The 15,560-nt window shown below is 59.6% G+C and carries 13 protein-coding genes and 2 tRNA genes; 5 read left to right on the top strand and 10 right to left on the bottom strand.

The features are described from left to right. Positions 1-17: 17 nt before the first annotated feature. Positions 18-1,001, bottom strand: coding sequence for a hypothetical protein (locus ACVDG9_RS18630; RefSeq protein WP_447238683.1), 984 nt, complete (start codon positions 999-1,001; stop codon positions 18-20). Between the two features lie 56 nt (positions 1,002-1,057). Continuing rightward, positions 1,058-2,170: a PAAR domain-containing contractile injection system baseplate protein gene (locus ACVDG9_RS18625; RefSeq protein ID WP_522731718.1), complete on the bottom strand. Its 1,113-nt coding sequence runs from the start codon at positions 2,168-2,170 to the stop codon at positions 1,058-1,060. Positions 2,171-2,420: 250 nt separating this feature from the next. Between ACVDG9_RS18625 and ACVDG9_RS18620 the strand changes: the two genes are divergently transcribed. Next, positions 2,421-3,896, top strand: coding sequence for an MFS transporter (locus tag ACVDG9_RS18620; protein ID WP_447238682.1), 1,476 nt, complete (start codon positions 2,421-2,423; stop codon positions 3,894-3,896). Between the two features lie 9 nt (positions 3,897-3,905). Here the strand turns inward: ACVDG9_RS18620 and ACVDG9_RS18615 are convergent, their stop codons facing one another. From ACVDG9_RS18615 to ACVDG9_RS18595, 5 genes are all read right to left on the bottom strand, one after another. Then, complete coding sequence (locus tag ACVDG9_RS18615; protein WP_447238681.1) at positions 3,906-5,375, bottom strand: MFS transporter; 1,470 nt, start codon at positions 5,373-5,375, stop codon at positions 3,906-3,908. A gap of 173 nt (positions 5,376-5,548) precedes the next feature. Beyond that, entirely contained in the window at positions 5,549-6,100 is a 552-nt protein-coding gene (locus ACVDG9_RS18610) for an RNA 2'-phosphotransferase (protein WP_447238680.1), read from the bottom strand. 165 nt (positions 6,101-6,265) lie between these two features. Next, positions 6,266-7,420 (bottom strand): slipin family protein, encoded by a 1,155-nt coding sequence (locus tag ACVDG9_RS18605; RefSeq protein WP_447238679.1) that lies wholly within the window; start codon positions 7,418-7,420, stop codon positions 6,266-6,268. 394 nt (positions 7,421-7,814) lie between these two features. Further along, positions 7,815-7,878, bottom strand: a tRNA-Lys gene (locus ACVDG9_RS18600). A 1-nt stretch (position 7,879) separates the two neighbouring features. Beyond that, positions 7,880-7,955 (bottom strand) — tRNA-Thr (locus ACVDG9_RS18595). Positions 7,956-8,326: 371 nt separating this feature from the next. Between ACVDG9_RS18595 and ACVDG9_RS18590 the strand changes: the two genes are divergently transcribed. The 4 genes from ACVDG9_RS18590 to ACVDG9_RS18575 all read left to right on the top strand — a co-directional run bounded on the left by ACVDG9_RS18590 (position 8,327) and on the right by ACVDG9_RS18575 (position 11,203). Further along, on the top strand, positions 8,327-8,767 hold the full coding sequence (locus ACVDG9_RS18590) for a ketosteroid isomerase-related protein (protein WP_206906924.1): 441 nt from the start codon (positions 8,327-8,329) through the stop codon (positions 8,765-8,767). A gap of 263 nt (positions 8,768-9,030) precedes the next feature. Continuing rightward, positions 9,031-9,633, top strand: coding sequence for a TetR/AcrR family transcriptional regulator (locus ACVDG9_RS18585; protein WP_055655691.1), 603 nt, complete (start codon positions 9,031-9,033; stop codon positions 9,631-9,633). Between the two features lie 2 nt (positions 9,634-9,635). Then, positions 9,636-10,517 (top strand): SDR family oxidoreductase, encoded by an 882-nt coding sequence (locus tag ACVDG9_RS18580; protein ID WP_447238678.1) that lies wholly within the window; start codon positions 9,636-9,638, stop codon positions 10,515-10,517. Continuing rightward, positions 10,514-11,203, top strand: coding sequence for an SDR family NAD(P)-dependent oxidoreductase (locus ACVDG9_RS18575; protein WP_447238677.1), 690 nt, complete (start codon positions 10,514-10,516; stop codon positions 11,201-11,203). The genes ACVDG9_RS18580 and ACVDG9_RS18575 overlap by 4 nt, the downstream gene beginning before the upstream one ends. Before the next feature lie 57 nt (positions 11,204-11,260). Here the strand turns inward: ACVDG9_RS18575 and metK are convergent, their stop codons facing one another. From metK to ACVDG9_RS18560, 3 genes are all read right to left on the bottom strand, one after another. Continuing rightward, positions 11,261-12,448 (bottom strand): methionine adenosyltransferase, encoded by a 1,188-nt coding sequence (gene metK / locus ACVDG9_RS18570; protein ID WP_062487810.1) that lies wholly within the window; start codon positions 12,446-12,448, stop codon positions 11,261-11,263. An 85-nt stretch (positions 12,449-12,533) separates the two neighbouring features. After that, complete coding sequence (locus ACVDG9_RS18565; protein ID WP_447238676.1) at positions 12,534-14,225, bottom strand: glycine/sarcosine N-methyltransferase; 1,692 nt, start codon at positions 14,223-14,225, stop codon at positions 12,534-12,536. A gap of 477 nt (positions 14,226-14,702) precedes the next feature. Further along, positions 14,703-15,494, bottom strand: coding sequence for a crotonase/enoyl-CoA hydratase family protein (locus ACVDG9_RS18560; RefSeq protein ID WP_447238675.1), 792 nt, complete (start codon positions 15,492-15,494; stop codon positions 14,703-14,705). Positions 15,495-15,560: the final 66 nt, after the last annotated feature.

Genomic DNA, 15,560 nt, shown 5'->3' with positions numbered 1-15,560 from the left:
CGCCAGTTTGACTGACCTCAGGACTGACTCTTGAATTGCAGCGACGCGTTGGCGATTTCGTGCGCACGCATGTTCACCGCCCAATTGTAGAACGACGTCTTGCGAGAGGGGCCGAGTATGGAACTGATGATCACGTGCGACGGGGTCTTCATCGCCAGCGCGGTGAATTCCAGCGGATCATTGCTTTCACTCGTGCGGGCACCGACGGTCACTTCGGTGGCTTCGATAAACGGCGGGTCGAGCGTCACTGCTTTCGACGTCGCACCCCCGTCGAAAATGATGTCGGAACCTTCGAACTCCCGTCTGGTCTTGCCCAGTTCCTGAACAAGATCTACCGGCTGCTGTGCGCTGATCGCCTTCAGTCTGGCAAACCCGAGGATCTCGCCGTTGGAGCCCGTGCGGGCAAAGTCGATGGCCATGCGATCGGCCAGACCGGATTGCGGCTGATTGACATGCCAGGACGCCGGGAAGAAGAAACCGATGTCCTGGAACAGGGAAAAGTTGCTCCAGTCCTCGATCACGTTCGGCTGCCTGACCTGTTCGGTCCGGAAGGACCTGACGGCCATGTTGACGACGTCCGAAAGGGCAGCAAACTCGCTGGAAGGCACAAAGGCCTGGATCAGGATCAGCGTATTGCCATTCACCGTGACGGTGACGAGGCCGCGCAGTTCGTGGCCTTCGGCCCTGACGAAGCAGCTTGCGCGTGCGCGGCGAGCATCGATCGGCTGCAGGGTGTCGACATGCCAGGACGACAGGGAGCAGTAGTATTCGAGCCAGTGTGCGGCCGAGATCTCGTTGTTGAGGAGAATGCCGATCACCTGAACGGAGATATTCGTCGCCTGGGGAGGTTCGAAAACCGCAATGATGGTGGGGCTGTCCACCGTGAGGGGGTGCTCGTTGACCTGCTTCACTTCCCAGCTTCCGGGAAGCAGAAGCTGGAACGCAAACGGGGCCGGGCTGATTGCGGTCAGTTCGGCGGCGACATAGTCCTCAGTGGTCATTCCGATTATCACCCTTGGGTGTTCCTGCCGGCGGTCTCGAGTGCAAAACCACCTGTCTAATAAACTCCGACAAAGACCTTGAAGCCCGCCATCGGACCGGCCCCTGCCTTGGCTTCCGCAGTCACGCCATAGGCGCCACCGATTTTTCCTGCCTGCGCGCTGGCCCCGGCTGCAGCCCCGACACCGGCTTCTCCGCGACCTCCGATTCGAAGGCCGTGGTCATAGGCACTGTCGAGCGTTCGTTTCGCCGGATCTCCGCTCACCCAGCTCAAAAACGGGCCAAGGGTGTTGTCGTACAGGGTTTTGGGACTGATGTTAATGGTGCCTTCGGCGCTGGCCTGTACCAGAACGAGTTCACCTCCGATTTTGCCTTCCACTCCCGCAAAATCTTCGGATTTTCTGAAGCCGACACCGCCTTCGGCTGAAGCGGACAAGGCTTCGCCTTCCACCTTGCCACCGACAAGCCCGTTGAGTGTCTTGCCTTCGGCCTTTCCGGTGATGGCGGCAACCTTCGCATTTGCATAAGCTCCAGCGGCAAAATCCCCGTTGATATCGCCGGATATGCCGAGCTTTGCCTCCGCGCTCGCCTCGGTCTTGAAATGACCGCCTTCCGACTCCCAGAAGGTCTTTTCCTTGCTGAACAGCTCATACTCGTATTCGGCGCTGATCTCGGCGTCGTCCTTAAGCTGATCCTTCAGCGAACGCTGTTCTTTGTCCGGATTCTCAACGCCTTTCGAGTTGTATTTTTTCTTGTATCTTTCCTTGTACGGCTTCTCGCCGCCTTTCTCCGCGCCGGCAGAGAACTTGTGCGGACTTTTTGCCGGAGGCGCTGCGCCGCCTGCTCCTCCGCCACCGCCTCCACCACCACCGCCTTGCGTTCCGATCAGAACCGTTGGCAGGCCGGTTATGATTGTTCCGGCCTTTGCGGTCAGATCGGTCATTCGCGCAGCAGGGCTGCCTTCGACCAGAACCGTCCACGCACCCGTAATGATGGGGTCACCACCAGCTGGAGGCGGCGGGCCGACGCAAACGCACATGTCGCCAACACGTGCCTGCGGCAGCTTGCCGGTAAGCACTGTATAGGCGCCTTTCCATACGATTGGCGCGGGAACCCCCATGCACATGGGGCAGGTATGCAGGTCGGTTAGACGAGCGGCAGGAAAACCCATAAATGAACCGGTCTTAATAAAAACTGCCGGATCATCGGAAAGTTGTTTCACACTGTCAATACTGCTTATCGCGACCAGGAGACGGATCGGGCATGAAGAAGATCTTAGTTGCTGCAGAACAGGCAAAGGTCACCCGAGTTGAGGCGGCAGTTTTCTTCGAATGAAAGTTTACGTTACGACAATCACCAGAATTTCATAACCGTCAGTCTATCCTTCTCCTGCTTTCCCGATTGGCAAACGGAGGGATTATATGAGCGACGTCCGGCAGACCTTCTCCACCGCATCAGTTGCAAGCCTCGATAGTCCGCAGGCCTATATCGAGGAGACACCGATCTGGCGTGATGGTACGGATGTCGACAGTTCCATCCTGACCGGCATGCAGTGGCGTATCTGGTGGCTGGCCTGTGCCGGCAAGTTCTTTGAAGGCATGGTTGTCTTCATGACCGGCATCGCCCTGCCGCTGATCGGGCGGGAATTCAAATTGACGGCGGTGGAGCACGGGCTTGTCAGTTCGGCGATCCTGTTCGGCATTCTGATTGGTGCGACAGCACTGGGCGGGCTTGCGGACCGGTTTGGACGAAAGGCGATGTTCATCGTCGAGATGGCGCTCTTCATCGCCTTTCTGCTGGTGCTTTCGATAGCGCCGAACCTTTCGATTACCCTTATAGCGCTCTTCGGTGTCGGCCTGGCGCTCGGCTGTGACTATCCGACGGCGCATATGGTGATCTCGGAGAACATTCCGGCGCGGGCACGTGGACGGATGGTTCTGGGAGCCTTCAGTTTTCAGGCAGTCGGGGCATTGTCGGGTACAGGGCTTGCCTTTCTGACGCTCACCTGGTTTCCGGACCCCGAAGCCTGGCGCTGGATGTATCTGACGGCCGTTCCGCCTGCTCTTCTGATCCTGGCCGGCCGCTTCTTTGTTCCGGAAAGCTCCAACTGGTTGATCGTGAGGGGACGGGTGGCAGAAGCGGAAACCGCGCTGCTGAGATTGCTGAACCGGCGCCCCAGATATCCAAGTGAAATTTCGCTGAAGGCCGAAACAGCCGCTTCGCCGCATGCGCACAAGGTCAAGTGGAGCCGGTTCCTGACAGACCGGAAACTGCGCAAGGCGACGATCTTTGCGTCGGTTCCCTGGTTCCTGCAGGATCTCGGGACATATGGCATCGGCATTTTCACGCCGGTCATCCTGGCCAGTTCAATTGGCAACAAGCGCGAGCACGCACAGTCGCTCTCAGATCTGGTCTACAATGATCTGCTTGCGGCGAAAGGTGCCGCCCTGATCGACGTGCTGCTGATTGTCGGCATTGTCTTTGCCGTGATGTTCACTGACCGGATCGGCCGTGTTCGCCTTCAGGTGATCGGTTTCATCGGCTGCGCCGTTGGTCTGGCGATTGCCGCTTCCGGCAACCATGCAGGGCCTGGATGGGACGTCCCCCTGATCTTTGCAGGCTTCATGCTGTTCAACTTCATGACCAACATGGGACCGAATGCGCAGACCTACCTGATTGCCGGCGAGGTGTTTCCTGTCGCCTATCGCGGCACGGGGGCGGGCCTTGCGGCGTCCTTCGCCAAGATCGGTGCCGTTCTGACTGCCTTCCTGTTTCCGATTCTGCTCAAGGACCTGGGAACGGACGTGCTGCTGGCTGGCCTCGTGGTTACCTCGCTGCTGGGGGCGGTGGTGACGTGGGTCTACCGGATCGAGACGCGCGGTGCCGGCCTTGGGTGAGGAGGGCGGCTATTCGTTTGCGATGGCGTTTTCCCGCGCAGTCAATCTGTGACGTAGCACCAGCATCGCCAGGGCTGGAACCAGTGTCAGGCCCGCATTGATGTAGAAGACGGAGGCGCCGGACCGCGCGACGGCCTCCCGCGTGAGCAGTTCTTCCGATCCCGGTGCAACAAGACCGGTGACAATTGCGATCAGTCCGGTGAGGCCGCCGCCAATGGCAATACCGGCAGAGGAAATGGTCGGCAGGATGCTGGAGACCAGGTTCTGGTCTTCTCCCTCGGCGGTGTACATCAGCGAACGCATCAGGATCTGGTTGCACTGCCCGTGGCCGGCACCGGCAACCACGGCAGCGAGCGCAAACAAAGGCAGCGACGCGGTCGTGATCGCAAGAGCAGTGAGGGTCAAGCCGCCGGCGATCAGGAACGGACCGGTCGTCAGATAGGTCAGCTCGCGCTGCCGCGACGGTGCACGGGAAGAGATGACGGCGAAGATCGACCAGGAGAAGGCGAGCCCGGCGGCAACATAACTTGCCTGCGTCACGCTGAGACCCCAGTAGACCTGGCCGACCGTCGTCACGAAAACCGCCCGCACCGCAGCGGCAGCGGAAATGAAGAACACGATCCAGGTGCCGAGGCCGATCAGGGTCTGCGCCCGGAAGGCATCGCGCGGGAAAAGGCGATGGGGGCTTGCGGCGTCAAAGGTCAGCAGCAGCGCTGCGGTTCCCAGACCGGCTGCAATCGTCAGGGCAAGCGGCAGGGGCGCATGCAGCTCGCCTATCACGGTCAGGAGAAAGATGCTTGCTGCCAGCAGGGCAAGGCGAACCAGCAAACGGACCGGCAATCTTCTGGCCGTGGGGGCGCTTGCCGTGGCCGGACGCACTGCGTGTGCAGGCAAGGCCGTGTTCATCAGGACGAACAGCAGCAGCACGAAGGGTATGTTGATCAGGAAGGCGGCGCGCCACGACCAGAGTTCGGACAGCAAGCCGGCCGAAACCGGCCCGATACCCGCTGCAACGGCCCAGACCCCTGCCAGCAAGGCAAAGACACGCGGGGCGATGTTGCTGGGGAAGAGATCCGGGATCAGCGAATAGCACAGCGCGATGATCATGCCTTCGCCGAAACCCTGCAGGGCGCGTCCGGCAATCAGCCCTTCCAGAGATGTCGAGAGACCCGCGAGCACCGATCCGCCCGCAAGCAGGAGCGACGCCAGCAGGAAGGGACTGCGGGCACCGAAACGGACCTTTGCTGCGCCAGTGAGGCAGCCCGCCAGGATTGCCATCATTTCAAAGGAGGAAAATACCCAGAACGCACGGTCCTGCCCGCCAAGATCTCGGATGATGTCCGGCAGGACAGCGGTGGTGACAAAGCCGTTTATGGCGTGAGATCCGACCCCCAGCACCAGCGCCAGTGTGCCGGCCGCGCGTTCCGGTGAAAAGAGTGACGGGCTGACGGGCGGGAGCGCTGGCGAGCTGACGGACATGACAACCTCGATAAAGAAAGTATTTTCTTTATATATTCAGCTTCGGATATAAAGAAAGAAATTTATTTTTTTATTTTTGCTCCAGTGTGCGTGAGGGGGGAGTCATCGAAGGCCCTTGGTTCATGCCGGCCCGGACGATTTAACCTGGGATGCCGAATTCGCGAAGAGACCTATTATGGATGGGTTTCTGTCAGTACCAGGAAATGTGCGGGAACGGCATCCGTCAGCCAGACGCCGTTCTCCGTTCTGTAAAACGTGTGCCCCTCCGCCTGCATTGCGCTGGCCGCGACCTGAAGAATTGCAGGTTTGCCGTGACGGCTTCCGACCTTGTGCGCGGTGTCGCGATCCAGTGACAGATGCACATGGTGCCGGGCCATAGGTTTCAGGCCTTCGGCCAGAATGGGCGGCAGAAAGCGTGTTGCGGTTCCGTGGAACAGGAACTCCGGAGGCTGTAAAGCTGTGAGGCCCAGTTCAATGTCAATCGAATGACCCTGACGTGCGCGAATGTGTTTGCGGTCTTCGGAGAACTCGAAGCGTTTCTTGTCGTTGGTCGCGACTATTCTTTCCAGCTGATCCCTTTTGCAATCAAGGCCGAGGGCTCTGAAGGCGCCAAGGACATCAGCTACGTCAGCCCAACCGCTGTCTGATAGTATCAAACCGGCGTCTTCCGGTTTGTGTCTTAGCCAGAAAGACAGGCGTTTCGAGATCTTTGTGTCTGTTTTCATTGTCTTTTTCTTTAAATGTATACTGTTTTCAAATTCTGCGGCCCCTGCGAAAGCGGGCGAGCGCACCCTCAATTGAGGTGGCCAGGTGACAGGACCTGGACAGCCATGGTCTGCAAGAGCCACGCTGAAACAGAAACGGCGCAGGTTGCCCCGCGCCGTTCTGGCTCATGCCGCGTTGTCGTCCCGAAGCCGGACGAGGTCGTTCATGAGGCCTCCGGTTCCGTTGTGGACCGTGAGCCGGTCGACCTTGCCGGCGATGGCTTCAAGCGCTTCGAGCTCCTTGAGCCGAAGCATGACCGGGTTTTCGGCCATGACCTTGGCCGTGTTGAGAAGCGAACGGGTTGCGTTCGTTTCTTCACGGCGCCGGATCACGTTGGCTTCGGCTTCCTTTTCGGCTGCCACCACCTTGTTGAGGATCTCGCGCATTTCGCCCGGAAGGATCACGTCCTTGAGGACGATGTCGGAGACCTCGACACCGATTTCAGCCATGTCGGCCTTGATCTTTCCGGCAGCTTCCGCGTTGACCTCCCCCTTCTTTTCAAGGATCTGGTCGAGCTTGAGCGCGCCGAGCTGCTTGCGGAACACAAGCTGCAAGGCCCGGTAGAGCGTGTCGGTGAAGTCCTTCACCTCGGTTGCGGCCTTCACCGGGTCAACCACACGGTAATCCGCGGAGAGGTTGATCCGGATGGTAACGCGGTCGAGGGTCAAGACTTCCTGACCGGTGACGTCGAGAGCCTGACGCTTGAGGTCGATGACCTTCTGCGTCACGGTTCGGCCAGCCTTCCAGAAGGCATGCACCCCGGCTTCAAGCACCTTGGTGAGCACGCCATCCATGAAGAGGAGGGCGACGCTACCGTCGGTCACCGGCACGATCACGAACTGCTGCGTCTGACGGGCATCCCCGAGCCGGCGCATGAGCTTCTGCGTGAGGGCCGGGTCGGCAGCCGTGTCGATGACCTCGAAGGCCCACGGGCCGGCATCCGTCCACAGGACAAGCCGCTCATCCGGGCCAAGCACGGTGTGGATACGGTTGTCTCGTTCCACAATCGCCACTTCACCCGGTCCGGTCCGGATAACGGTCAAGTGCTCTTCGGCAACTTGGGGAAGCTTATCGAAGAGCGCCTTCTCGTAGGCCGACCGGAACTGGGGCATTGCCATCGACTGGCGCTCGATCACCAGGGTGCCACGGCCATTTTCGAGGCTGTGTTCACCGGGGCCGAGAATACCCTGGAGCTCTCCCTTGCAGATGTGGAGGGCTCGTTCCGTTTCAGAAATCACTACGCGGGTCCGCCCGCGGATCTTGTCGAGAAAAGTCGTCATTTCGATAATCCTTCCAATGCGCTAAGGCACGTGGTTGTCCTTTCCGGTGTTGAAGATGGTTGGAGGTTGAGGAAACCGGTCGCTCGTCATGAGGCGTCCGGGGTGAAACGATGAGACCCGAAGAGAGCACGAGGTCTCCCGGCGGGCCCTTGGCCAGAGGGCGTAGCAGCGGCAATGCGGGTTCCAACCCGTTCGAAAACAGGCGGTTCCGGCAAAGCGGCGGCAGAGCCTTTGCCAAAGGCCGGGCGAAGCGACCTGGCGTCGGCGGTCAGGGCACTTTCACCCGAAGGCAAAAGGGCCAGTCCGCGTTCGCAAGACCTCTCCGGGTCCCCAATGGAACAGCTTGCATAGCTGCTGGCGTGACAGGCCAGTTCGGCGTTGGAGGCCGTGTTTTTGGAGCGAGAGTTGAACTCGCGACAGTCGGATTAAAGGTCCGATGCTCTACCACTGAGCTATCCATGGAGCACATCACAGGAGTCGAACCTGTTGCTTCCGGGGGTACACTCCCGGCGTTCAACCGTTAAACTTCATGCGCGATTGTCCGATCCACCAGAACAGCATCCGTACATGAGTGGGCAGGGCCTGATCATGCGGGTGGCGAAAAATGGCCGAACCGTTGATGTCTGTGCCAGTATGGTGACCGGTGACGGGTTGATACTTCGAGAGCGGGTGCCAATGCAACCGGCAATTTCAAGAGAAGCGATGTTTGTTGCTAATGTGATACAGTATGTTGTATTTTTGTCACTTTTGCCCAAGGTGCCAGCTGTCGCCCTGGGCGGGGACTTTGGTTGGTTTGAAGCGGTTTCGGTGAAGAACCGTAAACCGCAATCTCCTCGACCTCTTGCGCCGGGAAGACGGCGAAGGCAAACTCCCGGCCAGATTGTGTTTCCGCCCCTGCGAGGACCTATGGCCAACAAACAGTCCCGGTTTCTGATCGACACCTATTTTGCCGCCTTCAATGCAGGCGATACCAAGAAAATGGAAAGCCTGGTTACCGACGACCTGATCCATGACGTCAACCAGGGTGAGCGCCGTGTCGGCAAGGACAAGTTCTGGTCCTTCAACGTTCACATGACTCGCTGCTACAAGGAACGCCTCAGCGACATCGTGCTGTTCGTCAGTGAAGACGGGACACGGGCAGCTGCCGAGTTTATCGTTCATGGCAGCTATATCGGCACCGACAGCGGATTGCCGCCCGCGAACGGCCAGACCTACAAGCTGCCGGCGGGCAGCTTTTTCGAGATCCGCAATGGTCAAATCGCCCGCATCACCACCTATTACAACCTTCAGGACTGGATCGACCAGGTGACGGAAGGTGCGGGTGAAAAAGTGCCGGAAGAGGCCTGAGCCAAAACCCTGCTTCTGCGTGAGCAGAGCCGGACAGGCAAATTTCATTTGATCGATCAGCTCTCCGTGGTCATCCGCGGGGAGCTTTTTTGTTTCTGAGAAGGGCGACCTCCTCGTTGATTGTTGCACACACGCAACCGTGAAGTTCGTTTTATTGACGATAATAATTAGACCGGTCTATTTCTAATTCAGCGAACACCGCTGACAAGGCGCTGCATCAGCCGGATTAGTGGTGTCAGAAGTCCCTGACGAAAGGAAACTCCTTGGCCAGAATACGCAACGAAGCTGCCTACGAGACCGCGAAAACCCGTCTTCTGGATGTCGGTATGACGCTTATCCGGGAAAACAGCTTCGACGGGATCGGGATCAATGACGTGTTACGGGAAAGTGGTGTGCCGAAGGGGTCTTTCTACCACTACTTCGACACCAAGGAAGACTTCGGTCTTGAAGTGGCGCGTCACTATCACCGGGATCAGCTCGCTTTTGCAAAGGCCTGCCTTTCGGACCGCAAACGCTCGCCGGTGGAACGTCTGGAAGCATTTTTCTCCGGTGCCCGGGAAGGGATGAAGGACCGTGGCTACGCCCAGGGATGCCTGATGTGCAACCTGTCGACGGAGCTGGCCGACCAGAAACCGGTCTTTCAGGCGGAACTGGACCGTCATTGGCAGGCACTGACCGGTGAACTGGAAATCTGCCTGCGGGAGACGGATCTCTCCCGGATCGGACTGTCTCATCTCTCCCCGGCACAGGCTGCCGACTGGTTGATGAATTCGTGGAGCGGCGCGCTGACGAGAATGAAGGCAAGCCGCAGCGACGAACCCCTGGCGCTGTTCATGCGCACAATCTTCAAGAAAGAAGGGAAATGAAAATGACCACCCAAAAGACAATCCTGATTACCGGTGCAAGCCGGGGTATCGGGTTTCTGACCGCCCAGAAACTCGTGCAGGAAGGCCATATCGTTTATGCGGGCATGCGGGACCTGGATGGCAGAAACGCGGAAGCGGCCAAGGCGCTCAAGCTTTTTGCCGAAGGTCTTCCGGGCAAGCTTGTTCCGGTCGACCTGGATGTTGCTGACGAGAAAGGTGTCGAACGGACCGTCGCGGCCATCGAGGCAGAGCAGCCGATCGATGTTCTGGTCAATAACGCAGGCGTCATGCCCGTTGGTCTGACGGAAGGCTTCACCATGGAGCAGGCAAAGGATCTGTTCGACGTCAATGTCTATGGTGTCATGCATCTGACGCGGGCGGTGCTTCCAGCGATGCGGGCGCGGAAGTCCGGTCTCGTGATCAGTCTCAGTTCGGTTGCAGGCCGGTTCGGCATGCCTTTCTTCGGCCTTTACTGCGCCAGCAAGTGGGCGATGGAGGCTTACTGCGAGTCGTTGCATTACGAGCTGGAGCCGTTCGGGGTCGAGTCCGTGCTGGTTGAGCCGAGTGGCCATGGCACTGACCTGGTGACCTCCGCCCCGGCTCCGGGGGATGCGGTGCGGGTCGGGCAATATGGCGATTATTCCAAGGGGCGCGACAGGTTGCTTGGCATGTTCCAGGGCATGTTCGATCAGGGTGAAGCCATCACCGATGCGGGCAACGTCGCAACCAAGATCCTTGAGCTGATCGCAATGGATGGATCGCGGCCGATCCGCACCCAGGTCGGGCAGGATATGGGTGTCACCGCCATCAACGAGGCAACCGCACCGATCCAGGCGCAGCTGGTGAGCGGATTGAAGCCTGTCTATATGGGAGCCGCATCGTGAGCGGCAATGCCCTGATCGTCGGTGCCGGGCCGGGCCTCAGCGCGTCTCTGGCTCGGACGTTCGCCAAGGAAGGCTACAGGGTGTCACTGGCTGCCAGATCTCCTGGAAAGCTGGAAGGGCTTTGCGCTGAAACCGGAGCAAAAGCCCATGCCTGCAATGCTGCCGACGCGGCCAGTGTGGCGCGCCTGTTTCAGGACCTGGACGAGGCGGGGGCAACGCCGGACCTTGTCGTCTACAACGCCAGTGGCCGCGTCCGCGGACCGGTTGCCGAACTCAATCTTGAGGATGTGCATGCCGCACTGGATGTGACCGCCTTCGGTGCGCTGGCCGTCGCACATGAAGCGGCAAAGCGGATGGTGCCAAAGGGGAAGGGCGTGATGCTGTTCACCGGTGCTTCCGCCGGCATCAAGGGCTTCCCGCAATCAGCGCCCTTTGCCATGGGCAAGTTCGCCTTGCGTGGCTTGTGCCAGTCACTTGCCCGGGAATTGTCACCGCAAAACATCCACGTGGTTCATTTCGTCATCGACGGGGTGATCTACAATCCGGATCGTGGTGCGCCTTATGACGACCTGGACAAGACCCTTCATCCGGATGCAATCGCACGGACGTATCTGGAGATCTCGCGTCAGGACAAAAGCGCCTGGACATCCGAGTTGGAACTGCGACCGAGCGTCGAAAAGTTCTGATCCGGTAAACCGAAAGCCCCGGCGCGGCGGATGCCGTGCCGGGGCTTCGCTGTTTTCTTACTCTGCCGCATCCGCACGAGCACCGAAATGCCGTGCAAGTTCGTCGGCGAGATCGGTTCTCTCCCAGCCGAAACCGCCGTCTTCTTCCGGTGCGCGGCCGAAGTGGCCGTAAGCAGCAGTGCGCGCGTAGATCGGCTTCGAAAGTCCGAGACGCTCGCGAATTCCTCTCGGTGTCAGACGCACCATTTCGCGCAAGGTCTTGCCGAGAGCCACTTCATCCACCTTGCCGGTTCCCTGCGTGTCGACGTAAACGGCGACCGGCTCCGGCATGCCGATGGCATAGGCGAGCTGGATCAGGCATTTGTCGGCAAGGCCGGCAGCGACCACGTTCTTGGCGAGATAGCGCGAGGCATAGGCAGCCGACCGGTCGACCTTGGTCGGGTCCTTGCCGGAGAAGGCGCCGCCACCATGGGGAGCTGCACCGCCGTAGGTGTCGACGATGATCTTGCGACCCGTGAGGCCGGCATCGCCATCAGGTCCGCCAATCACGAAGCGGCCAGTCGGGTTGATGTAGATCCGGTTATCGGGAACAGTCCAGCCGACGGGCAAGGCATGCAGGATGAACGGCAACACCGCTTCGCGCACTTCTTCCTGGCTGACATTTTCGCCGTGCTGAGTGGAAACGACCACGGCATCGATGCCGGTCGGACGGCCGTTTTCATAGCGGAGCGTCACCTGGCTCTTGGAGTCCGGGCCAAGGCGCGGTTCGCGCCCGGATTTCCGGGCTTCGGCCATGGTGCGCAGGATCTTGTGCGACAACAGGATCGGCGCAGGCATCAGCTCCTCGGTCTCGTTGCAGGCATAGCCGAACATGATGCCCTGGTCGCCGGCCCCTTCCTCGCCTTTGTCGCCTTCATCGACGCCCATGGCGATGTCGGCCGACTGACGGTGCAGGCGGTTGACCACTTCCAGCGTCTGCCAGTGGAAACCTTCCTGTTCATAGCCGATGTCGCGGACGGCTTCACGCACCAGGCTCTCGACCGTATCGAGGACCTGGTCGGGGCCACGAACTTCCCCCGCGATGGTGACGTGATTGGTGGTGGTCAGCGTTTCACAGGCAACGCGGGCGTCAGGGTCCTGTTCCAGGAAAGCGTCCAGAATGGTGTCGGATATCCGGTCGCAGACCTTGTCCGGGTGTCCCTCGGAAACGGATTCACTGGTGAATAGCCAGGATCTTTGTGTCATTGCGCGCTCCTTGTCGTTTTGGAAAGGATAGTCCTGCCCGGGGTGGTGTATGGCACCCGGGCAGGGAGATCGGGAAGGAAGGGGATCAGACAGGCTTGCGGAACAGCTGGATGCCCCAGGCCAGCTGGCCGGCGTCCGCGGCATCGACCCAGTTCATGAGCCCAAGCGCCATCTTGTCGAGATAGTCGGCGGAAGCGCCTTCGTTGCGCAGCTTGTCGTAGTTGGCGAGAAGCTCCTCGCGTACCCGGAAATAGTGATTGCGCAGCTGCTGCGTCATGTCCCGCTGTTCGATTGTTTCAAAGCCCAGTGCTTCTGCCGTCTCGCGGTAGAAGCGCATCGACCCGAGGCTGTTGAGCTGCAGGCGGTCATAAACCGGCTGGAGGGCTTTCGGGTCGGCATCATCGGCCTGCATCGGATCGGTGAAGATGAAATAGCCGCCCGGCTTCAGTACCCGTTGGACTTCCTGCAGCACCTTGTGGCGCTGATCGGAGTGCAGGATCGCATCCTGGCTCCAGACAATGTCGAAGCTTTCCGGCTGTTCCGGAATATCCTCGAAGACGCCGTGCTCGACACGGATCCTGTCCTTGAAACCCTGCTGGATGTTGCGGTGCCGGTTGGTGTCGTTCTGGACATCGGAAATGTTCAGGCAGACCGCGCTGCAGCCACTGGCCTTGACCAGCTTGCGCATCGCGCCGCCATAACCGGAGCCGATGTCGAGAACCTTCGCATCCGCACCCAGATTGGGCAGCATGCCGGCCATCTCGTCGATGGTGAGGTCCGACGCTTCGCGAATGTTGCTGGTGTCGTCGTAAAGGCCGATGTGAAGGTCCTGGCCGCCCCAGACAAGGCTGTAGAACGTGTCGGCGTCGTCACTGTCGTAGTAGCTTTCGGCGACTTCGCGGATATCCGTTTTGCCGTCTTCAGGGCGCGCGCCGCCCCAGCGAACCAGGTGCAGGCTGGATTTTTCGGCAATGTGAATGAAGAAATCCGGATCGTTTTCCGCAAAGGTCTCCTGGAAGTCACCATAGGTGCGGACCCGCTCGAAGCCTGCCTCCGACAGGAGGCGGCGCATGTAGTTCTTGCGGATGGGGCACATGTTGAGCGTGTACTCGGCCCCATCGGGAAAGCTGTATTTGAAGCGGGCGAGGCCTTCGTCCATATGCACCGGTTCGGCCTTCACCTTCTTTCCGGCATAATAGTATTTGTGCTTGTTGGAATAGCCCTGATCTAGCATCGCATCGTAGTTGCGCTGATCGATGATCAGGATGCCGTCGTGTTTGAGCGCGGCATAGAATTCGGCAAGAGCCCGGCGGCGGTCCAGTTCGTCGTGCAAGTGGGTGAAGGAATTGCCGAGGCAGATGATGGCGTCGTATTTGCCCTGAATGTCCCGGTTCAGCCAACGCCAGTCAGCCTGTACCGTCTTCAGGATCATGCCGCGTTTCTGTCCGTTCTGGAACGCCTTTGCCAGCATGGCAGCGGAGCCATCGGCCGAGGTCACGTTAAAGCCTGCGCGGGTCAGCCGCACGGAGTGGAAGCCGGTTCCGGTTGCGACATCGAGCACGGTTTCCTTGCCGCGGGCGCGCAGCACGTCCATGAAGAACTGTCCCTCGCTGTCGGCGCGCGCGTCCCAGTCGATCAACTCGTCCCACTTTTCCACGAACGACATGATGTATTCGCCGCGGTAGAGATCCGTTTCCCGGTCTGCGATCGGATCCCGGCCATAAGCCTGCTCGTCCAGTTGCAATTCGGCATTGGCGGACAGCTGTTGAGCCTGCATGGATAGCGTCTCCTTTTTAAGGCGCGCGATGCCGCACGGAACAGGCCGCAGCGTGCACGCGCTCATGCACCGCCCGGAGGTCGGGCAGCGAGCGTCGGAATGGTTCTGTTACAAGCCCGGCGGGAGGTGCATAGGTGCACTGGGCGGAATTTAGCCGACCCTTTGCGCGAAGGGTCGAGTGCCGGACTTTTCAGGAAGGCGCACAAGGCAGCGAATGGGTGCTGCAGGTGCGGAAGGTGGGCTGTTGGAAGCCCTGTACATCCGCTGGTGAAGCGGTGTGCGCCTTTCACTCATTGGGTGCCGGGACCTTAACAAACACCGGTTTCATTACAACAGCCGGTCTCGGAAAAATCGGGAATGAACCGAAAGGTGCTGATTAAGTCTTTGTAATTAAACAAATCTTTTTTTGTAAAACTTTTCTGACACATTCGTGGGTAGCACACTCCAGGCGTGCTGCCCACTGTTTTTCGGCTGCGTTCATGCGCCCTGGTAGTCCGGCATGCGTTGCTCGATCCATCCGGTGAGGCCCTCGTGAACGTCCCGTGTGGCTGCCATGCGTGCAAACTGCTCCTGTTCGATCCGCAGGCCTTCGGAAATGGTCGTGTTGAGCCCGCGCGTGACGGCAGTCAGGATCCTGGAAGCAGCCAGCGGCGAGTGACGCAGGATGCGCTCTGCGAGGGCAAAGGCCGCCTCCAGTTCGCTGCCGTCGGTGACGACCTGGTTGACCAGTCCGAGCTCATGAGCTCTGTGCGCGGAAAAGCTGTCACCGGTGAGAAGCAGTTCCAGGGCTCGTTTCCGGCCTGCAAGGCGCGGCAGACGCTGCGTGCCGCCGAAGGTCGGCGGGATGCCGATATTGATTTCCGGTTTGGCAAAGAGTGCGCTTTCGCAGGCGACGGCAAGATGAACCGCTTCGGTGATCTCGCAACCGCCGCCGTAGGCCAGACCATTGACGGCGGCGATGACCGGCTTGGGAAAGTTTTCCAGGCGCGCAGTCATGCGCTGGCCCCGCTGGCAAAATTCGCGTACCGCGACGTCGATGCCCTCCGCGATGGTGCGCGAAAACTCGTGAATGTCGCCACCTGCCGAAAAGGCGCGCCTGCCTGCGCCGGTGATGACGACAGCACGAGTGCCGTCGTCCGCTTCCAGTTCGTTCAGATGAGCCAGGATGAGGTCGTTCGTAGCGTAGTTGAGCGCGTTCAGCTTCTCGGGTCTGTTGAGGGTAAGCAGCGCAATGGGGCCGTTGCGGTCCAGAAGAACAGGGGCAGTCATGGGCTTTGTCCTTGGTTGAAAGTCGATAGAAGGACGCTAGCGACGGCGCACATTGAAGTATATTCA

The organism is Roseibium sp. RP-7, assembly GCF_053005225.1.
The sequence above is the reverse complement of the archived record's forward strand: the minus strand, read 5'-3'. Positions and strand labels throughout refer to the sequence as shown.